Annotated in this window: 20 protein-coding genes; 12 read left to right on the forward strand and 8 right to left on the reverse strand. The window is 58.9% G+C overall.

Annotated features, from left to right (window positions below; translation table 11 throughout):
• Nucleotides 1-42: 42 nt before the first annotated feature.
• Nucleotides 43-744, reverse strand: a complete 702-nt coding sequence (locus tag GSQ82_RS00480) for an alpha/beta hydrolase (protein WP_158790073.1) — start codon at nt 742-744, stop codon at nt 43-45.
• Nucleotides 745-808: 64 nt separating this feature from the next.
• Between GSQ82_RS00480 and GSQ82_RS00485 the strand changes: the two genes are divergently transcribed.
• Together GSQ82_RS00485 and GSQ82_RS00490 are read left to right on the forward strand one after the other, a co-directional pair.
• Nucleotides 809-1849 carry a M20/M25/M40 family metallo-hydrolase gene (locus GSQ82_RS00485; RefSeq protein WP_158790074.1) on the forward strand — a complete coding sequence of 347 codons (1041 nt, stop codon included), beginning with the start codon at nt 809-811 and terminating at the stop codon, nt 1847-1849.
• Nucleotides 1850-1858: 9 nt separating this feature from the next.
• The gene (locus GSQ82_RS00490) at nt 1859-2476 is read left to right on the forward strand and encodes a YdcF family protein (protein WP_254061314.1); all 618 of its coding nucleotides are present in this window, start codon (nt 1859-1861) and stop codon (nt 2474-2476) included.
• Nucleotides 2477-2488: 12 nt separating this feature from the next.
• Here the strand turns inward: GSQ82_RS00490 and GSQ82_RS00495 are convergent, their stop codons facing one another.
• Entirely contained in the window at nt 2489-2863 is a 375-nt protein-coding gene (locus GSQ82_RS00495) for a DUF3592 domain-containing protein (protein WP_158790075.1), read from the reverse strand.
• Between the two features lie 69 nt (nt 2864-2932).
• Between GSQ82_RS00495 and dnaE the strand changes: the two genes are divergently transcribed.
• A complete protein-coding gene (dnaE, locus tag GSQ82_RS00500; RefSeq protein ID WP_158790076.1) occupies nt 2933-6475 on the forward strand; it encodes a DNA polymerase III subunit alpha in 3543 nt (1180 codons plus the stop codon).
• A gap of 58 nt (nt 6476-6533) precedes the next feature.
• On the opposite strand, the gene def is transcribed toward dnaE, so the two are convergent.
• Nucleotides 6534-7130 carry a peptide deformylase gene (gene def / locus GSQ82_RS00505; RefSeq protein ID WP_158790077.1) on the reverse strand — a complete coding sequence of 199 codons (597 nt, stop codon included), beginning with the start codon at nt 7128-7130 and terminating at the stop codon, nt 6534-6536.
• Nucleotides 7131-7326: 196 nt separating this feature from the next.
• On the opposite strand from def, the gene GSQ82_RS00510 reads away from it, so the two are divergent.
• The 5 genes from GSQ82_RS00510 (at nt 7327) to GSQ82_RS00530 (ending at nt 12006) form a co-directional block, all read left to right on the forward strand.
• Nucleotides 7327-8181 (forward strand): acetyl-CoA carboxylase carboxyltransferase subunit alpha, encoded by an 855-nt coding sequence (locus GSQ82_RS00510; protein WP_158790078.1) that lies wholly within the window; start codon nt 7327-7329, stop codon nt 8179-8181.
• Nucleotides 8182-8216: 35 nt separating this feature from the next.
• The gene (locus tag GSQ82_RS00515; RefSeq protein ID WP_158790079.1) at nt 8217-9254 is read left to right on the forward strand and encodes a CPBP family intramembrane glutamic endopeptidase; all 1038 of its coding nucleotides are present in this window, start codon (nt 8217-8219) and stop codon (nt 9252-9254) included.
• A gap of 126 nt (nt 9255-9380) precedes the next feature.
• The gene (locus GSQ82_RS00520; protein WP_216846974.1) at nt 9381-10514 is read left to right on the forward strand and encodes a hypothetical protein; all 1134 of its coding nucleotides are present in this window, start codon (nt 9381-9383) and stop codon (nt 10512-10514) included.
• Nucleotides 10515-10720: 206 nt separating this feature from the next.
• The gene (locus GSQ82_RS00525) at nt 10721-10900 is read left to right on the forward strand and encodes a hypothetical protein (protein ID WP_158790080.1); all 180 of its coding nucleotides are present in this window, start codon (nt 10721-10723) and stop codon (nt 10898-10900) included.
• Between the two features lie 194 nt (nt 10901-11094).
• The gene (locus GSQ82_RS00530; protein ID WP_158790081.1) at nt 11095-12006 is read left to right on the forward strand and encodes a dimethylarginine dimethylaminohydrolase family protein; all 912 of its coding nucleotides are present in this window, start codon (nt 11095-11097) and stop codon (nt 12004-12006) included.
• Nucleotides 12007-12195: 189 nt separating this feature from the next.
• On the opposite strand, the gene pyrF is transcribed toward GSQ82_RS00530, so the two are convergent.
• From pyrF to GSQ82_RS24830, 4 genes are all read right to left on the reverse strand, one after another.
• Entirely contained in the window at nt 12196-12939 is a 744-nt protein-coding gene (gene pyrF / locus GSQ82_RS00535; RefSeq protein WP_254061315.1) for an orotidine-5'-phosphate decarboxylase, read from the reverse strand.
• A 22-nt stretch (nt 12940-12961) separates the two neighbouring features.
• Nucleotides 12962-13375: a hypothetical protein gene (locus GSQ82_RS00540; protein WP_158790082.1), complete on the reverse strand. Its 414-nt coding sequence runs from the start codon at nt 13373-13375 to the stop codon at nt 12962-12964.
• A 37-nt stretch (nt 13376-13412) separates the two neighbouring features.
• Nucleotides 13413-14843 carry a PAS domain S-box protein gene (locus tag GSQ82_RS00545; RefSeq protein ID WP_371417145.1) on the reverse strand — a complete coding sequence of 477 codons (1431 nt, stop codon included), beginning with the start codon at nt 14841-14843 and terminating at the stop codon, nt 13413-13415.
• Between the two features lie 65 nt (nt 14844-14908).
• Complete coding sequence (locus tag GSQ82_RS24830; RefSeq protein WP_254061317.1) at nt 14909-15397, reverse strand: hypothetical protein; 489 nt, start codon at nt 15395-15397, stop codon at nt 14909-14911.
• 194 nt (nt 15398-15591) lie between these two features.
• Here GSQ82_RS24830 and GSQ82_RS00550 point away from each other — a divergent pair, with 194 nt between their 5' ends.
• From GSQ82_RS00550 to thiS, 4 genes are all read left to right on the forward strand, one after another.
• The gene (locus GSQ82_RS00550) at nt 15592-16473 is read left to right on the forward strand and encodes a sugar phosphate isomerase/epimerase (protein WP_254061321.1); all 882 of its coding nucleotides are present in this window, start codon (nt 15592-15594) and stop codon (nt 16471-16473) included.
• Nucleotides 16474-16641: 168 nt separating this feature from the next.
• A complete protein-coding gene (gene thiD, locus GSQ82_RS00555) occupies nt 16642-17433 on the forward strand; it encodes a bifunctional hydroxymethylpyrimidine kinase/phosphomethylpyrimidine kinase (RefSeq protein WP_158790084.1) in 792 nt (263 codons plus the stop codon).
• Nucleotides 17434-17656: 223 nt separating this feature from the next.
• Nucleotides 17657-18007 carry a hypothetical protein gene (locus GSQ82_RS00560; protein WP_158790085.1) on the forward strand — a complete coding sequence of 117 codons (351 nt, stop codon included), beginning with the start codon at nt 17657-17659 and terminating at the stop codon, nt 18005-18007.
• Nucleotides 18008-18050: 43 nt separating this feature from the next.
• On the forward strand, nt 18051-18278 hold the full coding sequence (gene thiS / locus GSQ82_RS00565) for a sulfur carrier protein ThiS (protein ID WP_158790086.1): 228 nt from the start codon (nt 18051-18053) through the stop codon (nt 18276-18278).
• 22 nt (nt 18279-18300) lie between these two features.
• Here the strand turns inward: thiS and GSQ82_RS00570 are convergent, their stop codons facing one another.
• Nucleotides 18301-19497, reverse strand: coding sequence for a glycosyltransferase family 4 protein (locus GSQ82_RS00570; protein WP_158790087.1), 1197 nt, complete (start codon nt 19495-19497; stop codon nt 18301-18303).
• Between the last annotated feature and the right edge of the window lie 45 nt (nt 19498-19542).

The following is a 19542-nucleotide window of genomic DNA, read 5'->3' on the forward strand; positions in this document are numbered from 1 at the left end:
CCTCCCCACGAGTAGTGGGCCCGTCCGGCAGGACCTATCTTTCTAGAGATTGAACTGATTGTGTAGCCAGTCGCAGATGTGCTCCTGCATGACGTTGAGCTTGGCACCGAGTGAGTTCGGCGATGGCTGAAAGAAGTGGTCGGCTCCTTCGACCCAGAAGAGTTCTTTTGGCTGGGGTGCTCGCTCGAATACACCCTCCATGACATCGCGTGGGCCGTACTCGTCGTGATCGCCGCTGATGAAGAGCTTGGGCTGAGTGCACTGGGGAAGGAAGCCGTAGGTGTAGTCGCGGCCTGCGGTGCGGACGGGGACACCGAGACCGATGAGGCCTTTGACGCGTGGATCTCCGCAGCAGGCGCGGAGTCCTACATTGGAACCGAAGGAGAAGCCAGCGAAGAGGATGGGCAGGTGAAGATTTTGCTCGAGCCAATCGAGGGCGGCTTTGACGTCATCCTGTTCGCCTCGGCCCTCATCGTGCGCGCCTTCGCTGAGGCCGGTGCCGCGAAAGTTGAAGCGAAGGACGGGAAGGCCGAAGGAGGAGAAGGCCTTCATGGCGTGATAGACGACCTTGTTGTGCATGGTGCCGCCGCCAGCGGGGTGCGGGTGGCAGACGATGGCGGCGTAGGGTGCGTCGTCGCGGCCGGTGTTGAGGAGCGCTTCGAGGTGGCCGGCAGGGCCGCGAAGATCGTCGATGGATCGGATCTGTGAGGATGTGTTTTGCGGTGTCGGGATTGCTTGGGTCATCGTCTTTAGTTTATCGGGTGCAGTATTACTTTTTATTTATATGCGATCACGTATGCTGGAATTCATGGCAATTGACCCGATTCAACTGACGAAAGAGCTTGTCGATATTGAGTCCACGACGTATGGCGAAGGCGCTGCGGGAGCGTTTCTGTATGAGTATCTGTCGGCGCAGCGGTATGCGGTAGAACGGATGGATGTGGCGCAGCCGGATCGGACGCTGACGCCGGGAGCGGGGACGGGGGAGCGCTTCAATGTGTATGCTGCGCTGCCGGGAGTGACTCCGGATGTGGTGCTTTCGACGCACATGGATACGGTGCCTCCGTTCTTCGGTTGTACGGAGGATGATGAGTTTTTGTATGGCCGCGGAACGTGCGATGCGAAGGGGATTATCGCGGCGCAGGTGGCGGCTGCGGACCGACTGCGCGAGAGCGGCGTGAAGGTTGGGCTGCTGTTTGTGGTAGGCGAGGAACGCGACTCGGCGGGTGCGGCGGTGGCGAATACACGGCCGAAGGGGTCGCGATTTTTGATCAACGGCGAGCCGACGGATAATCGGCTGGCGCTGGCGTCGAAGGGTGCGCTGAGGGTGGAGCTTCGCGCGAAGGGACGGATGGCGCACTCGGCTTATCCGGAGCTGGGCGAGTCTGCGATCGATAAGCTGGTGGAGGCGCTGCATGATGTGCTGGCGCTGCCGCTGCCGGTCGAGCCGGAGATTGGGCCATCGACGTTGAACATTGGATTGATCGAGGGTGGACGTGCTCCGAATGTGATTGCAGATAAGGCGGAGGCACATATTCTGGTTAGGCTGGTGGGGCCGTCGGAGGGGATCAAGCGATCGATCATTGAGGTGGTGGGGGATCGGGCGGATGTGATGTTCAGCCTGGATCTGCCGTTTGTACGGATGCGGAAGGTGGGGGCTCTGCCGACGATGGTGGCGAAGTTTACGACGGATATTCCGAAGCTGACGGCGTGGGGCGAGCCGTTTCTGCTGGGTCCGGGGTCGATCCATGTAGCGCATACCCCGAAGGAGAAGATCGCGAAGAAGGAGCTACTGGAGTGCGTGGATCTGTATGTCGATCTGGCGACGGATCTGGTGGCGAAGGGCTAGGCGGCGCGGATGAGGCTTGGGGGGAAGCTACTGGTTGGTGTGATTGCGATGATGACGATCGCGGTCGTCTGTGCTGCGTTTGTCTATCGAACGATTCCGAATCACAACGCTGATTTGAATCACTTCGATACGTTGATTGTGCTGGGAACTCCGGCTAACGCGGATGGGACGGCGTCGGCGGAGCAGCGGGAGCGCACGTTGGAGGGGGTTCGCGAGTTTCAGGCGGGCGTTGCACCGTATGTGATCTTCACTGGAGGGGCGGCGCATAACCGGTTCGTCGAGGCTCATGTGATGGCGGCGCTGGCGATGGAGCGGGGCGTTCCGGCGAGTGCGATCTTTGAGGAAGGCCGGGCGCAGAATACGATCCAAAACATTTTTTATAGTGAACAGATCATGGCGGCTCATCACTGGGCGAGCGCGGAGGTTATTAGTTCGCCGAGCCATCTGCCTCGGACCGGGCTGATTCTGCAGCACTATACGTTTGCGTGGCGGACTCATGCTGCGCCGTGGCCAGCGGAGTATACGTGGTGGGAGCGTGGGGCGAGGTTTTGTCTGGAGGCTGAGTACTGCCTGAAGCTTCGTGTGTTTGGTTTTCCGCGGACGCCTTATCTGCCGCGTCATGTCTGATTTGCGTAATGGCTAGCTGGAGATGATGCGGAAGGGAAGTGTGGATGCGTTGTCTTCGGCGAAGACGGCGGTCTCGTCGGGGTTGGCGGGGTTGTAGCGGATGTTGATGGTGGGGTTGCCCTTGGCGTTGGTCTCGGCTTCGCGGTGGACGAGGGCGATGCTGCGGAGGTAGCCGCCGAAGTACTCTCCGTTGACCTTGAAGTGGAAGCCGGCTTCGATCTGGTAGGGGGCGCCCGTGGTGGCGACGTCATCGTCGGCGGTGAGGACCTGCCAGTGGTTGATCTCGGCCTGGATGATGGGCCACTGCGCGGCGCGGGCGAGTCTCTGTTCGCGTTTGCGGCGGAGGAGGGTGCGACGGATCGCATCGATGGGGAAGATGCCAGCCATGGTTCATGATTCTAATACGAAGGTTTGTACCACGTTTTCCTAGGGGTGTAACGGAACTAAACTAGGGGTATGGCAGCAGAGTTTACCCACCTCCATCTTCATACCGATTATTCCCTTCTTGACGGCGCGTGCGATGTCGACAAGCTGGCTGGGCATTTGAGCAAGCTCGGACAGAAGGCAGCGGCGATGACCGACCATGGAAATATGTATGGCGCGGTGCACTTCTTCGACGCAATGCAGAAGAAGGGAGTGAAGCCGATTCTCGGGTGCGAGCTTTATCTGTCCGAGGCGGCAGATCATCGCGAGATGAGTGGAGGGTACAAGCACTTTCTGGTGCTGGCTGAGAATGAGATCGGGTATCGCAACCTCGTGAGGCTGACGAGCGAGGCGGCACTACATGGGTTTTATCGCAAGCCGCGGGTGTCGAAGGAGTTTCTTGCGAAGCATACGGAGGGGTTGATCGGTTTCTCCGGGTGCTTGGCGGGTGAGGTGAATCAGCACCTGATGGCCGGGAAGTATGAGGAGGCCAAACGGACGGCGGGTGAGTTCGAGACGATGTTTGGGAAGGGTAACTTCTTTCTTGAGATTCAAGATCATGGGCTGGAGCCGGATAAGGGCGTCTGCGATGCGCTGTTCAAGCTGGAGCGCGATCTGAATATTCCGCTGATCGCGACGAACGATAGCCACTATGTCGAGGCGGATGATTCGCGCGCGCATGAGATTTTGCTGTGCGTGCAGACTGCGGGCAGCATGAACGACCCGAAGCGGTTCAAGTTCGACACGCAGGAGTTTTACATCAAGAGCGCGGAGGAGATGCTGCGGACGTTCGCGCAGAATCCCGAGGTGTGTTCGCGGACGATGCAGTTTGTCGATCGCTGCAATCTGAAGATGACGAAGGTGGACAATCCTTTTCCGGACTTTGCGGTTCCGGAGGGCGAGACGCTGGATAGTTATTTTGAGCAGGTGTGCCGCGATGGGTTGCAGATGCGGCTGGATACGGCGGTGTCGCATCTTCGCAGCAGGGGGCTGTTGCGAAAGACGATTCCGGAGTATCACGCTCGGTTGGATCGCGAGCTTGGCATCATCAAACAGATGAAGTTTCCGGGCTATTTCATGATTACCTGGGACTTTATCCGTTATGCGCGGGAGCAGAAGATTCCGGTGGGACCGGGGCGTGGATCGGCGGCGGGTTCGCTGGTGGCATATGTGATGCAGATTACGGATATCGATCCGCTGCAGAACGAGTTGCTGTTTGAGCGGTTCCTAAACCCGGAGCGGATCTCGATGCCGGATATCGATATCGACTTCTGCATGAATCGCCGGGGCGAGGTGATCGAGTATGTGACGCGGAAGTATGGACGCGACCAGGTGGCTCAGATCATCACGTTCAATACGATGGCGGCGAAGGCGGCGATCAAGGACGTTGGACGCGCGCTGGATATGCCGTACGGCGAGGTGGACCGGATTGCGAAGATGATTCCGACGACGATTGGAATCACGATCGATCAGGCGATGAAGGATTCACCGACGCTGATGGGCGCGTATGAGAGCGATCCGAAGGTGAAAGAGGTGATCGACGCGGCGCTGCGACTGGAGGGTCTGGTGCGCGGTGCGGGCGTGCATGCGGCGGGTGTGGTGATTGCGCCGAAGCCACTGACAGAGCTGGTTCCGGTGACGCGGGCGAAGAACGACGATATCGTGACGGCGTATGACATGAAGGCGGTTGAGAAGATGGGTCTTCTCAAGATGGACTTCCTGGGGCTGACGACGCTGACGGTGATCGACGATGCGCTGAAGCTGATTAAGCAGACGACGGGCAAGGATGTCGATATGGCGACGGTGCCGCTGGACGATGTGACGACGTATGAGCGGGTGTTTCATAGGGCTCTGACGTCGGGGGTGTTTCAGTTTGAGTCGGGCGGGATGCGGGATGTGCTGCGGCGGTACAAACCGAATACGGTGGAGGACCTGACGGCGTTGAATGCGCTGTATCGTCCGGGGCCGATTCAGGGCGGGATGATCGATGAGTTCATCGAGCGCAAATGGGGACGTAGGGCTGTTGCCTACGAGCTCCCGGAGCTTGAACCGATCCTCTCCGAGACTCTCGGGGTGATGCTCTACCAGGAGCAGGTGATGCAGATCTCGAACCGGCTGGCGGGCTTCTCGCTCAGTCAGGCCGACATGCTGCGTCGCGCGATGGGTAAAAAAGATGCCGCCGAGATGGCCAAGCAGAAGATCAAGTTCATGGAGGGGGCGGCCGAGAACAAACATCCCAAAGCGATTGCCGGAAACATCTTCGACCTGATGGCGAAGTTTGCCGAGTATGGATTTAACAAGTCGCACTCGGCGGCGTATGCGTTGCTGGCGTATCACACGGCGTGGCTGAAGACCCACTATCCAGTGGAGTTTATGGCTGCGCTGCTGACGAGCGAAACTTCGAAGCCGGAGAATGTGGTGAAGTATATCTCCGAGTGCAAGGAGATAAATATTCCGGTGGTGCCTCCGAATGTGCAGATGTCGGATGCGAACTTTACGCCGATTCAGATGGAGACGGGCAACGCAATTGGGTTTGGATTGGCGGCGATTAAGAACGTCGGGCATAACGCGATTGAGTCGATCATCACGGCGCGTGTGGCGTTGCAGGCGGAAGGGAAGAGCGGGTTCTCGAGTCTGTGGGATTTCTGCGAGAAGATAGATCTGCGGCTGCTGAATAAGCGGGTGCTGGAGTCGCTGATCAAAGCCGGGGCGATGGATGCGTTCGGGGGACGGGCACAGTTGTGCGGTGCGTTGGATAAGGCGATGGAGCGGGCGCAGAAGTCACAGCGCGACGAGGCTGCGGGACAGCATGGGTTGTTCGGAATCTTCGACGATGGAGCGAATCAGTCTGCGGGTAACAGTCGTGAGGATGATCTGCCGAGTGTTGCGGAGTGGGATGAGCATACGCGTCTACAGAACGAGAAGGAGGTTCTGGGATTCTTTGTCTCGGGGCATCCGATGGATAAGTATCGCGAGAAGCTGCGGAATATGAAGGTGGTGGATACAGCGACGGCGTGCGAGATGAAGCCGGAGCCGCAGACCTTTCGGCGTGGACGCAATGAAGAGCCACAGAATGAGATCTCGATTGCGGGTGTGATTACGGGGTTGAAGGTGGCGAAGTCTAAGAAGTCAGGCGAACTGTATGCGCAGGCCTGCCTGGAGGACACGGTGGGGAAGATCGATCTGATCGTGTTTCCACAGTCGTACGAGAAGCTGGCGGAGAAGTTGAAGATCGATGTTCCGGTGGTGATACGCGGGGTTCTACGTGGTGAAGAGGACTCGGCGCCGAAGCTGGCGATCTCGAATATACAGGCGCTGGAGGATGTGAAGATCAAGCTGCCGGAGTCGCTGCGGATCAAGGTGCCGCTACATAATCCGGACGCGGCGTTGCTGGAGAAGCTACACGCGGTGTTGCTGGGAGCGCCGGGGAAGGGCAAACTGCTGTTGGATCTTGAGGAGCCGGGAGAGTTTTGCGCGGTACTGGAGCCGCATAATTGTTTGGTGGCCGCTGACCGATTATTTATCGATCAGGTGGAGGAGTTGGTGGGGCGCGGGGGAGTTCGCATCATGGATTGAGCGGCGCGAAGGACTCCCGTTACAGATGGAGAGAGCCCTTCGTGCGAATCCAGTTTGTCTACGCGGGACGTTGGAGTTCTTTGGTAGCCTCCGTCTTCGAGGCCGGGCTCAACGTGTGGCGCTGGTAGTTCTCAAGGGTTGTGAGGCTGGCGGGTTGCATTAGATCGGTGTAGAGCCTGCCATGCAGATGGTCGATCTCATGCTGGAGGATGCGTGCATACCAACCCTCCGCGTGGATGACGCATGGTTCGGCACGCTCGTTGAGGCAGTTGACTCGCACGGATAACGACCTTGGGACTGCGGCCACCAATCTTGGAATGCTAAGACAGCCCTCGAAGAATATAGTCTCAGGGGGCGTAAGAAGCTCTATCTGAGGATTGATGATGACATGGAAGTCAACCGGCTTTCGCTGCCTCTCCTGCAGTTGGGCCTCTGTTATTCCTTTGAAATATTCGATTTTGTCTTCGATGACCGCGATCTGCAACGACTCGCCGATCTGAGGAGCCGCGAGACCGACTCCCGGTGCATCCCGCATTGTCTCCCGCATATAACCGATCAGATTTTGGATGGTATCGCTGGCGACCTCTTCGGATGTCAGCTGCCGCGCCACCTTTCGCAGCACGGGATTTCCTACTTCGTAGATTTTTAAAAGCACCTTTGTGAACTACCTCCACTTCGCGGTTCTGTTGCTTTGATCTCCGACTACGGATCAGTTGAGCAGCTTCGTACACTTAGAGATTTTACGCGATGGCTTGAAAGTAAAGGGTCCGCCGTAATTACGTCACTGCAGACACGATTATGCCGTTCATCGCATACAATCGATAGAGAATAACGAAGCATCAATTAATACAATGGCAGAACACGAAACAGTCAGATCGGCGCACGCCCCGGCAGTCGTACCAACTCCCGAAGCGTGGACGAAGACGGAGCTTGCGCGACATCCTCAGCGCCCCTATCCGATGGACTTCATCGAAGCACTCTTTACCGACTTCAGCGAGATCCACGGCGACCGCGCCTTTGGCGACGATGCGGCGATGAGCTGCGGGATGGCCAACTTCCACGGCGAACCTGTGCTGGTGGTTGGGAATCTGAAGGGCCGCACGCTGAAGGAGCGAGTGGCACGGAAGTTCGGCAGCCCCGATCCTGAGGGATACCGGAAGGCGCTGCGTGCGATGAAGATCGCGGAGAAGTTTGGACGGCCGATCTTCACGTTCATCGACCTTGCCGGTGCGAATCCCGGTATCGGCGCGGAGGAGCGCGGACAGGGCGAGGCGATCGCAAGGAATCTGCTGGAGATGTCGAGGCTGCGTGTGCCGACGATCGCGACGATTACGGGCGAGGGCGGCTCGGGCGGGGCGCTTGCGCTGGCTGTGGCGGATCGCGTGCTGATGCTGGAGAATGCGATCTACTCCGTGATATCACCGGAGGGATGCGCGTCGATTATGTGGAAGGACGCGACCAAGAAACAGCAGGCGGCGGCAGCTCTCAAGTACACGGCGATCGACGTCAAACTGCTGGGATGTGTGGACGATGTGTTGCCGGAGCCGGAGGGTGGGACGCAAAACGATCCTGCTGCGGCGATGGCGATGGTGGACGAGAAGTTGCGGTATCACCTTGCGGGCCTTCGTGCGCTGCCGGTGGAAGAGTTGCTGGAGCAGCGGTACCTGAAGTTTCGCAATATTGCGCAGTTTTACACGACCGCTTAGCATCGGCGGTACCGAGCACCCTGGAGTAGCTAGAGTTGCATGCGTTGGATATGACATCGTCAGGCCGCCGCTCGGAGCGCACGCTTCAGCTTGCACTCTTTTTTACGTCGGGTATCTGGTTTCTTGCGTCGGATGCGCTTGCAGGACGCGCGGCGCGGGGGATATGCGAACGGTTTTCGGTACCGCTTGCGCGGCCTCTGCTTACTTCGCTGTTCCTGCTCTTTTTGCTGGCCGTCGGATTTTCGATGCTGCAAGCGATTGGGAAGCAACAGGCTTCTCTGCGCGAGACGCTTGGACTGCCTAAACGAGCGACAGCCGGGCAGGAGTGGTCGGTGGGCGCGGCGTTGGGCTGGGGCATGGTGGTGCTGGCGGTTATTCCAATGGCGCTGGCGGGGGCGTTCTCCATTCAATTGTGGTTGCAGCCGCGTGCGTTTGGGCTGCTGCTGTTGAACCTGGCGACGCTTTTGGTTGCGGCACTGGCGGAGGAGATTGCGTTTCGCGGATATCCTTACCGCCGTTTGATTGAGGCGGTTGGGCCGGTGGGAGCGACGGTTGGCCTGTCGCTACTGTTCGGATTTGGACATGCGTTCAATCCGAATGCGACGTGGACGAGCGTGGTGGTGACGGTGCTGGCTGGGCTGGTGCTTTCGCTAGGATGGCTGCGGACGCATGGGCTTTGGCTTCCGTGGGGGCTGCACTTCGCGTGGAATGCGAGCATCGGCGTCTTGTTTGGGCTGCCGGTGAGCGGTATGAATGATTTTTCCAGCGTCATCCAGACACGGACCTTTGGGCGGTTGTGGCTGACTGGCGGCGATTATGGGCCGGAGAACGCGGTGTTTACGGCGGTCGCGCTGGTGATTGGGATTGCCGTGTTGGTTCGCGTCACGCGCGGCTATGCGTGGGATTACACGTTCAAGCCGATAGTGCCGGGCGGATATCCTACGGAGGTTCAACCACCTGCGGCGCATGTTGCGATGGAGCAGGAGGCGAGGACGGCGTCGGCGGGGGCGCTGGTGCAGATTATGCCGACGACCTCGCAGAGCAGATCGCTGAACGATGAGCCGAAGTCCTGACCGGAACCTCTGGTCCAGGTCTCTTTACAAACTCTGTAAATATCTTTCGTTTCGTGGAACGGGCGCAGATGGGCCTTGTCAAATGCGAAGAGAAGGCGCAATCTGTTCTGTATCTGAGGTGCTCCCATGGCACTGCATCCATACAGATCGATCTTGCTTGCGGGTAGTTTGACGCTGCTCTCTTGCTCGGCCCTGCACAGCCAGGTGTTTGTTGTTGGAGAGAAGTCTGCAACGGCGGATATTAAGACGGACTTTACTCCTACGAGTCTTCCACTTCCGGATCAACCGATGACCGAGAGGGGACGACGCGAGTTGGTTCGCAATCTTGAGGCAGAGCAGGGCTTTGCGCATCGTGCGCTTCCGATGGGCGCTGGACTGACGCTGCGTGCGAATGGGCCGCTGGCTCCGGGGCCTGCGGAGTACAGGAAGATGATCTTCGAGAAGGGTCAGTCGGCTGGGCCTGGAGATCGCGTGATTATTACGGCGATGGAGATCAAGCCGGATCGGATCGTGCTGGATTTGAACGGCGGGCCTTATCTGAAGCATCGATTTCTGCGGCATGTGCAGTTGAATGACGCTCCGGTGACTTCGGGCGATATGAACGACAGGGCTACAGGTTCGCGGATTACGCTGGTGTTTGAGGGACATGTGCCGGAGATCTCGGCGCCGGAGGTGAAGGCGTTGCTGGAGCCGGTGGTCGATTTCGGGGTTAAGTCTTCGGAGCAGGCGTATGCGGATACGCTGACGCCGGTTTTGAAGGATGCGATTGCGGCGCATGACGTCCTGGTGGGGATGAACCATCGGATGGTGCTGGCTGCGTTGGGTGCGCCGGAGAATAAGATGAGGGATCAGCCGAGCGGAGATGCGAGTGGGGGCCGCTACGAAGAGTGGATCTATGGGCATGTGCCGCAGACGATTCGGTTTGTGCGCTTTGTTGGGGACCGTGTGACGTTGGTGGAGATCGCTGCCCTGGGTAAGCCGATTGAGATTCATGATAAGGACGAGATGGGTGGTTTTGAGCAGCCGGTGCCGACGCGGGAGATTGCGTTGGGCGACCGGAAGTCGGAGGGAGGGGAGAATAGTGCTTCCTCGCCTCCTACGCTGTTGAAGCCGGGTGAGGCTCCGGCTGCGGGTGCTCAGAATAACAAAGTGCAGTTCCCGACGGACAGTCAGTCGGGGGCGACGCCTGCAGCGCCTGCGACGGCTCCGAAGATGACGACGCCGGCGAGTGAATATGCGTCGGCTGTTCCTCCCTTGTAAAGGCCGCAGTCGTGTAGAATTACAGGAGAGCCTCGATCGCAGTTCTTCTCCTCCGATTCCCGCCGCGGCAAGTCCCGGACAATCTTTACGAGAAGTTTCGGATGGTTCGACTTTGTCTGCCCGCAGGTTGGCAGGTGGTCGAGACACCCAGCGCGCGAGCCAACCTATCTGTAACAACGTTCGTATTATTAGGGAGAGCAAGCATTATGGCGAAGATTGCCAAGACCGGCGACCGTAAGAAGGTCATGGACCCGAACAAGAGCACGGATTGTCCGAAGTGCTCCAAACCGACACGTATTGTAAAGCGCGTCAAAGACCGCGAGCGCGGCACCCCTGGCGGTGTCTATATCTCGTGCTCGGCGTGCGATTTCTTCGAGAAGCTCTAAGAGTATCGTAAATTCCTAACCGCAGATTCTAAAGCGCACTGATTTCTAAAACACACGATCGAGGGCCCTTCGGGGCTCTTTGTCGTGTGCGTTGGCGTGCACCAAAGTTGTACCCATAATTTACGCTGCAGCACTTGACGATCGTTAGTTAGGAGGGGCAGACTCTACGCTGGAAAGTAGGAAAACACGTTTTTATGATTACTGGCTCACTCTCTTCCCCCTCCGTCTCAGGTTTTTCTCCCCTCCCTCACTTCAATCGCCCCACCTATCTGATGTGTCCACCGGAGTGGTATGACGTGGACTATGTGATCAACCCGTGGATGGCGGGGAATCTGCATCGGCCGTCGCGGGATACGGCGTTTATGCAGTGGAAGGGGCTTTATCAAGAGCTTCGGCGGATTGCGGATGTGAGGTTGCTGCATGCGCGGGAGGGGTCGCCGGATATGGTGTTTGTGGCTCATGCGGCGTTGGTACAGCATGGGTTAGCGGCGGTATCGAGCTTCGCGCATCCGCAGCGGCAGACGGAGGAACAGCCTCTGCGGCAGTGGCTGCAGGAGGCGGGCTTCCTGCTTTGGGAGACGCCTCGGGAGACGTCGTTTGAGGGCGAAGGGGATGCGCTTTTTGATGCGAATGGCGGGCATCTGTGGGCTGCGCATGGGGTTCGGACGTGCCAGATCAGCCATCGGCATGTGGCGGATGCTTGGCATGTTCCGGTGATCTCGCTGCACCTGGTGGATCCGCGGTTTTATCATCTGGATCTTTGCTTCGCACCGTTGAGCGGTGGGTATCTGATGTACTTTCCGGGGGCGTTCGATGCGGCTTCACTTGATAAGATCAAAGCGGCGTACGCGGCGGATAAGCGTATTGTTGTTAGTGAGTTAGAGGCTACACAGTTTGGCTGCAATGTGATCAACGTGGGGCGGAATATCCTGATGGGAACGGTGGGAACGGACCTGGCGGAGCGGCTGCGGGGACGGGGCTTTGAGGTGACCGAGCTGCAGCTTGGCGAGTTTGAGCGCGGGGGCGGGTCGGCTAAGTCGCTGGCGCTTCGACTGAGCGATATGGGTGTGACCCATGGGGTTTCGGCGGGTGAGCCGGCGGTCTAGTTTCGGAGATTATGTGCAGTTTTTTCTGACGCGGTGGATGGGCGTTTTTGCAGGGGTTTTTGCGAAGATTGCCGTCCGCCGCGTGATTTTTTGCTGGTGAGTTGGTGGTGCTTGGTGTGGTGAAGCTGGTGGGTTAGCGGACGTGTTTTTGGGGTGCGTGGGGTACGACAGGTTTTCGGACTTTATTTTTTAGGCGGTCGTCTTTGGGGCTTGCTCGATCTCGGTGAGGATGGCGCGAGCGGCGGCGGCGGGGTCGTGTGCCTGGGTGATGGGGCGGCCTACGACGAGCATGGAGGCTCCGTGGGCGATGGCCTGAGCGGGGGTGGCGGTACGCTTCTGGTCCTGGGTGTCGGCGCCGGTGGGGCGGATGCCGGGGATGACGAGCAGGGTGGAGGGATGGAGTTCGGCGCGGAGGGTACCGACTTCTTCGGCGGAGCAGACCATGCCGGTGATGCCGCAGGACTGGGACAGCTTGGCGAGGCGGAGGACCTGATCGGCGGGGGTGGTGGAGATGCCGATGCCGGTGAGCTGGGTGGAGTCCATGCTGGTGAGGACGGTGACGGCGAGGAGGCGTGGAGAGCCGGGGCGGGTGGCGGCTTCGGCGGCGGCCTGCATCATGGCGGCTCCGCCGAGGGCGTGGATGGTGAGGAGGGAGGCTCCGGCCTGGGTGACGGAGCGGACGGCTCCGGCGACGGTGTTGGGGATGTCGTGGAGCTTGAGGTCGAGGAAGACGTTGAAGCCTCGGTCGCGGAGCTGGTGGACGATGCGGTTGCCGGCGGCGTAGTAGAGCTCCATGCCGACCTTGAACCATTGGCAGGTGTTGTCGAGGCGGTCTACGAGGGCGAGGGCTTGTTCGGCGTCGGGGAGATCGAGGGCGACGGCGAGGCGTTGGCGTGGGGTGTCGGTCTGGATTGAGGTTTGGTTGGGGTCCACGGATTTAGTTTAGCTGTTCTTGTTAGGTGATGATCGGAATGTGCACGTGTAGTGCAGCGGCGAATACGGGAGCAACAGCAACGACAAGAGCAAAGGCAATATTTAGTCGCTTTGGCTTCGCCTTTTGCTCCGGCCTTCGGCAGAGCGGAAACCGCTTTGCGGTTGGCTTATACGCGGGGCTAAAGCCCCGCTCTATCCCAAAGGCAACGACAACGATAGATGCAACGACAATGACAATTGCAACGATAACAGCAATTGCAGGAGCAAAAGCAATAGCAACAACAACAGCATGCAAGGGCAAACAATTGCAACGACCAACGACAACGACAAAAAGCAATTGCAACAGCAACAGCAATTGCAACAACGAAAGCAATTGCGATGACGAAGGCAATTGCAACGGCAAAGGCAATTGCAATGACAAACGCAACGGCAACATTTGGTTGCTTCGGCTTTGCTTTTGTTTCGGCTGCGGATTAGGGGGTTGAGGGGGTGTCGTACGTCGTGGATAGCGGCAGGAAGACGCTCACTGTTGTTCCATGACGCGATGGGTCAGTCTGGCTTTCGATCGTGATGTGGCCGCCATGAGCTTCCACGAATTGCTTTGCGACGAAGAGTCCGATGCCGGTGCCGATCGTACTGCGGGTGGTAAAGAACGCTTCGAAGACTTTGGGTAGATGATGAGGTTCGATTCCGACGCCGTCATCCTGAATTGTCAGAACGATGCCGTGAGGGAAGCTCTGAACATCTTCCACTGAGACAGACAGTACGCCACCTGCAGGCATCGCATAGATCGCGTTCATCAAGAGGTTCGAGATGACCTGCATCATCTCGCCGCGACGGAGCACGATCTTTGGGAGCACGGGAAACGATGTTCTGAGCTCGATATTGGCTGCGACACAACGAGGCTCGTAGATAGAGATGGCATGTTGCACGATCTCTGTGAGCGAGGTGCTTCTTGCAGAGGCGTGTTCCCGGTAGTAGCCGAGGGTCTGTTTGGCGATGTGCGAGACGCGGGAGAGTTCGCTTTCGGCGGTGTTGAGGTAATCGGCTCCCTCCGGATCGGTGACTTTTGGCCGGAGGAGGTAGAGCAGGTTCATCACCGACTCCAACGGATTATTAATCTCGTGCGCGATGGTCGCCGCCATTCGACCTGTCGCCGCAATCTTTTCGGCCTGTAGGAGAGATTGCTCGAGCCGCTTTCGTTCAGAGATCTCGCGCAGAATCTTGGATGCGCCGATAACTTGTCCATCTTCGTCCTTTACAGGCGAGACGGTGAGAGAGACTTCGATGAGTTGACCGCTCTTGGTGAGACGTACGGTCTCGAAGTGCTCGACCCGCCGCCCGGCCCGAACCTGTTCGATGATCGTCTTCTCGTCGGAGTGAAACTCTTTCGGAATGAGTTTGAGAATGGACTGACCGATCATCTCGTCCGCGGAGTATCCAAAGACACGAGTTGCCGCGGCGTTCCAGCTGGTAATGATGCCGTTTAAATCCTTGCTCAAGATGACGTCATCGGAGGATTCGACGATGGCCGCGAGTTCAGCGAGTCGTTTGGAGCTGTCTCGTAGTATCTCCGCGTCTCGCCTGCCGTGGGTGATGTCCCGTATTGTGCCGAGGATGACTCCGGGCGATCCGCCTATATCCGACTGAAGCTGCCCTTTGACCTCAATCCAGCGCAGAGTTTTGTCGGGAAGATGGATCCTGCCTTGAAAGTAGAGTGCCTCGCCGTTCTGCAGGGTCGCTTGTACGGCGTGTTGGAATTCTTCTCGATAGTCGGTGTGGACCACGCTGTTTAAGAAGGCCGCACCATTGACCAGGCCATCTCCCGGCGTCCGTCCGAAGATCTCGTACATGCGGTCATTTTCCCAAGTGCCGCGGTCTGCCACGGTGTCCCACACGAACACCCCCAACTTTGCGACCTCAGTTGCGAGCTTCAGCCTCGTCTCACTTTCGTGAAGCCTTCGGGCTCCTATGACGATATCCGTCGTGTTGCGGAAGGCATCGTAGACGCCGGCGATTCGCCATTTTCATAGACGGGTATGAGGGAGTAGCTGAAGTAATGGTCCTCGATGATTCCGTTGAGCAGGATGGGGATAAACATGTTGTCCCGTACTGTGGTCCCGCCACGGTAGAAGCACGCTGCGAGGTCGGCGCTGACCAGACTCCATGCCTCGTGGAAGATATCGCGGTAGAGGCCGCCGAGTGCGGTGGGGTGCTTTCCCGTCAGGGTGGGGATGGCGGCGTCGTTGTAGAGGAAGACCATCTCCTCGCCCCAGGAGAGGATGGTCGGGAAAGGGGAGTGCAACATGAGATTGACAGTTGCGACGAGGGTCTCGGACCAGTCTTCGATGAAGCCTAGTGGTGTCGCAGCCCAGTTGTGGATACGGATGCGGTCGGCCATCTCGGAGTTTCCGGTAATCAGGCTGTTCGCGTGTGCTGTCAGTGTGGATGCATTCATGGAGTTAACGGACCGACGGCGGTCGATGGCTCTACTCATCCTAAAGCAATTCCCAGATGGACATACTGGTGTTTGAAGGGATGCTCGATTCGGACTCAGAGGCGTGCTGCGGTAGGGCTTGCAGGAAGCTTGTTTTAGAATGATCGGGCTGTGTGGCGGGATGAGTTTGTTGTTGCGAGGAGAGCAGAGTGAAGATGGATCGTCGTGAGTTTGCGCGTCTGGGTGCTTTGGCTGTGGCGGCTGGAGTGCAGGTTGGGGGCGTTGGTTCTGCTTTGGCTGCGGCTTCTTTGTCGCCTTCGTCATCTGCTTCGCCTGCGTATGGGGTGCAGCTTTATTCGGTGAGGGAGATTTTGGGGAAGGATACGGCGGGGGTGCTTCGGGCTATTCGGAAGATCGGATATACGGAGGTGGAGCTCTTCTGGGAGGTGTATGGACACTCGGCGAAGGAGCTTCGGGCGATGGTGTCGGATGCGGGGCTGACGGCTCCGTCGGGGCTGTTTCACTTTGAGGGGCTGGAGTCTCGCATCGAGTTTGCGGCGGAGATTGGGATGAAGTACATGGTGTGTCCCGATATTCCGAAGATGTATACGGGTTCGCTGGATGGGATGAAGAGGGCGGGTGCGGAGTTCAATCGCCTGGGGGAGCGGGTTGCGGCGGGTGGGCTGCGGCTTGCGTACCATAACGCGAATCCGGAGTTTCGTCCGTGGGAGGGGACGAATCTATTTACCGCGCTGATGGATCATACGAATCCGCAGCTGGTGGGTTTGGAGATTGATTGCTACTGGGCGGTGCAGGGTGGGCAGGATATGAATGCAATGCTGGAGAAGTATAGGGACAGGGTTCATCTGCTGCACTTGAAGGATCGGACGGCGAATGCGACGGTGTCGTATGTGCAGGAGACGCCGCCGGGGCACTTTACGGATGTGGGGAAGGGAACGATCGATTGGCCGTCGATTTTGCGGAAGGCGCGGGCGCAGGGGATTCAGTACTTCTTTGTGGATCAGGATGGGTCTTCGCTGCCGGAGTTGGAGAGCTTGAAGGTGAGCTTCGATTATTTGAAGACGCTGCGGGCTTAGGGGCTTTGTAGAGGATGATGTCCTGCCGGGCGGGCCGCCTGCTCGGCGGGAGGTCACTTCGTGACTTTTGTGCCTTGTCGTGGTGGGGTGATTGGCTCGGCCTCGCCGAGGCTCGGCAATTGGCGGGATCGTTATGGTCTCGCTCTTCTTTTTTGAGAGGATGGGTGGATGCGGACGGTTTTGGCTATTGCGGGGTTCGATCCCTCGTCGGGTGCGGGTGTAACGGCGGACCTGATGGTGTTTGCGGCGCATGGGATGTTTGGGACGTCGTGTGTGACGAGCCTGACGGTGCAGTCGACGGTGGGGGTGATGGGAGCTTCGACGGTGGCGGCGGGGCTGGTGCGGGAGACGCTGGATTGTCTGCAGGAGGATCTGCCGGCGGCGGGGATCAAGATCGGGATGCTGGCCACGGCAGAGACGGTGGGGGTGGTGGCGGACTTTCTGGCTGGGCTGCGGGTGCGGGTGCCGGTGGTGCTGGACCCGGTGGTGCGGTCGAGCTCGGGCAGGGAGCTGCTGGATGCGGAGGGTGTGGCGGTGATGCGGGAGAGGCTGCTGCCGCTGGTGGATTGGGTGACTCCGAATATGGATGAGCTGGGGGTGTTGACCGGGAGGGTGGTGGGGCGGCGGGAGGAGATGGAGGAGGCTGCGGTTGCGTTGCAGGGGATGGGACGGGGGTTGAGTGTGGTGGCTACGGGTGGGCATCTGGAGGGGCCGGATGACCTGGTGGTGGTGGGTGGCGAGATGCGGTGGTTGGCGGGAGAGAGGGTTGCGGGAAGGGCGACGCATGGGACAGGATGTGCGTTCTCGAGTGCGCTGCTTTGTGGGGTTGTGGAGGGGGTGGAGGCCTTTGAGGCGGCGCTGGGTGCAAAAAAATATGTGGCGGAGGCGATGCGAACGGCGTCGCCGATGGGGCGCGGACGAGGACCGCTGAATCACCTTTGGACGCTCAACCGAACGTAGGGGTTGAGTTAGCGTTGGGGGCTCTGCATCTTTGGTTTTGGTCACGTTCCGGATGGGGGATGGACTTGGTGTAGACGTGGCACATCCGTGTTATGGCGTGGGGGTGGCATGAGAAGTTTTACTTGGACCGAATCCGGCTGTGTGATCTTTTTGGTCTTCAAATCCTGGGTAAAGCCTATGGAGTGAAGCGCCGATAGGGAAGTGGACGGAGGAATTAAGTTCTATGTCTACAGCAGCTTTTCCGGGGTCAATTAACCCCATCGCGATGCAACGAAGAATGCGCTCGGTGCCCAGCCTGTCGAAGGCGGATGCGGCGGCGAGTGTCGATCTGACGATTCACCGGATTACGAAGACGCACCATGGGCGGACGTTGCTGACGCTTGGCCATGCCGCGGAGTACCTTGCTCACTCACGCCGATTTCAGATTGATGAGACGGAGGATTCGAGCGCGGAGGCGATTCATATTCTGATGGAGCTTAGCCGTAGCGTGTTCGATGAGTTTGCGGAACAGATTCCGGTGAGCCGGAGGGTGGAACGATGGTTGACGCAAAGTGTAGTTGGGTTGTTCTGCTGATCCGGTAACGGTGACGGGCGGTACCTGCTAGGCTTGAAGTGGTATGTCACTGACACTGATGATGAACGGCCAGGCTCGTACGTTTGCGACGCTGGCAGAGGATTCGAACCTGGAGCAGCTGGTTGCTGAGCTTGGATTGAAGGGCGACCGGGTAGCGGTGGAACATAATGGAGAGATCGCTCCGCGTGCGAGTTGGGGACAGACGGCTCTGCATGAAGGGGACCGGCTGGAGGTGGTTCACTTTGTCGGTGGCGGGTGTGGGAGCGAGTGAGCTAACAGGTTCGTTAGGTAGATTATTGAGCTGGATGGGCGGCGGCTAGTTGGTGGAGGAGAGTCTCCCAACGGTCGCCGTAGTCGTTCCAGCCGCCGAGGAGATGGACTCGGCGCAGGGCGGCTTGGCTCATGTTTTGTTGGAGGGCGGGGTCGTCGGCTAGCTGCTGCATGCGTTCGGTGAGGGCGGCGGGGTCGCGTATGGGGACGATGAAGCCTTCGACGCCGTCGGTGAAGAGGTCTTCGCCGCCGGTGTTGGCGGAGCAGAGGACGGGACATCCGCAGGCGAGGGCCTGGCCCTGGACGAGGGCTAAACCTTCCTCGATGCTGGGGAGGACCATAACTTGGCTGGAGCTCATGAGCTGGGCGAGGCGGCTTTGCGGGACGGGACCGAGGAAGTCGACTTGATCCTGTGGGAGGCTGCGGAGGACGGTCTTGATGTCGGGGTGGATGGAGCCGGCGATGCGCAGGCGTTTGTGGCTGTGACGGAGCTGGGCGAAGGCCTGGAGCAGGTAGGGGACGCCTTTGCGCAAGGAGACGGAGCCGGCGAAGAGGACGTTGAATTCATTGTTGAGATTGGTCGGGCTGATGGGTTCGCTGCGTTGGAATTGTTCGAGGCGAACGCCGTAGGGGATGACGTGGACTTTGCCGGCGGGGACGCCCATCTGGAGGAAGGAGCGGGCGGCGAAGCTGGAGGGTACTGTGATAGCGTCGGCGATGGCGTAGATCTGTTCTTCGCGGAGGGTGTCGCGTGGGTCGGAGACGCGGCGGGATACGTTCCAGCGGCGGTACTCTTCGGAGACGATGGTCTCCTGAAAGAGGTGGTGGGAGGAGCCACGGTCGCAGATGAAGCGGCCTCCTCGTGCTTGTAGCTCGCGTCCGGCTTTTAGGCTTGAGCCGGAGATGCCGATGAGGATGTCGGGAGACTCGGGCGCGGGGATGCGGCGGAGACGGCGGGAGGTCCAGGAGTCGAAGGTGAGAGCATTGGCATAACTCATTTGGTCTAAAGACCATGAATGAGAGATGCCGAAGCGCTGCATGAGAGTTTCGGAGGTGTGGATCCAAGGGAAGGTTTCGATGAGGTCGCGGGGCAAGCCTTCGCGTTTGAGGCGCATCCAGGGCCAGGTGGAGTAGATGCGCTGGAGGTGTCCGCGACGGTGGAGCTGGCGAGCTAGCTCGAAGTGGTGGAAGACGCCAAAGACCGTCTGTACGATGCGCATGGCAGCCCGGGTGGGCGAGTCACCTCAAGGCTCATCGTAACAAAC

It is taken from the genome of Granulicella sp. L60 (assembly GCF_009765825.1).
Taxonomy (GTDB): domain Bacteria; phylum Acidobacteriota; class Terriglobia; order Terriglobales; family Acidobacteriaceae; genus Edaphobacter.

Bases quoted from the DNA above. Each gene is read 5' to 3' on its own strand.
- GSQ82_RS00550 (WP_254061321.1), top strand. From the start codon at position 15,592: ATGGATCGTCGTGAGTTTGCGCGTCTGGGTGCTTTGGCTGTGGCGGCT.
- GSQ82_RS00530 (WP_158790081.1), top strand. From the start codon at position 11,095: ATGATTACTGGCTCACTCTCTTCCCCCTCCGTCTCAGGTTTTTCTCCC.
- GSQ82_RS00510 (WP_158790078.1), top strand. From the start codon at position 7,327: ATGGCAGAACACGAAACAGTCAGATCGGCGCACGCCCCGGCAGTCGTA.
- GSQ82_RS00570 (WP_158790087.1), bottom strand. From the start codon at position 19,497: ATGCGCATCGTACAGACGGTCTTTGGCGTCTTCCACCACTTCGAGCTA.
- dnaE (WP_158790076.1), top strand. From the start codon at position 2,933: ATGGCAGCAGAGTTTACCCACCTCCATCTTCATACCGATTATTCCCTT.
- thiD (WP_158790084.1), top strand. From the start codon at position 16,642: ATGCGGACGGTTTTGGCTATTGCGGGGTTCGATCCCTCGTCGGGTGCG.
- GSQ82_RS24830 (WP_254061317.1), bottom strand. From the start codon at position 15,397: ATGAATGCATCCACACTGACAGCACACGCGAACAGCCTGATTACCGGA.
- GSQ82_RS00560 (WP_158790085.1), top strand. From the start codon at position 17,657: ATGTCTACAGCAGCTTTTCCGGGGTCAATTAACCCCATCGCGATGCAA.
- GSQ82_RS00490 (WP_254061314.1), top strand. From the start codon at position 1,859: ATGAGGCTTGGGGGGAAGCTACTGGTTGGTGTGATTGCGATGATGACG.
- GSQ82_RS00525 (WP_158790080.1), top strand. From the start codon at position 10,721: ATGGCGAAGATTGCCAAGACCGGCGACCGTAAGAAGGTCATGGACCCG.
- GSQ82_RS00540 (WP_158790082.1), bottom strand. From the start codon at position 13,375: ATGTTGCCGTTGCGTTTGTCATTGCAATTGCCTTTGCCGTTGCAATTG.
- GSQ82_RS00495 (WP_158790075.1), bottom strand. From the start codon at position 2,863: ATGGCTGGCATCTTCCCCATCGATGCGATCCGTCGCACCCTCCTCCGC.
- thiS (WP_158790086.1), top strand. From the start codon at position 18,051: ATGTCACTGACACTGATGATGAACGGCCAGGCTCGTACGTTTGCGACG.
- GSQ82_RS00485 (WP_158790074.1), top strand. From the start codon at position 809: ATGGCAATTGACCCGATTCAACTGACGAAAGAGCTTGTCGATATTGAG.
- GSQ82_RS00520 (WP_216846974.1), top strand. From the start codon at position 9,381: ATGGCACTGCATCCATACAGATCGATCTTGCTTGCGGGTAGTTTGACG.
- GSQ82_RS00480 (WP_158790073.1), bottom strand. From the start codon at position 744: ATGACCCAAGCAATCCCGACACCGCAAAACACATCCTCACAGATCCGA.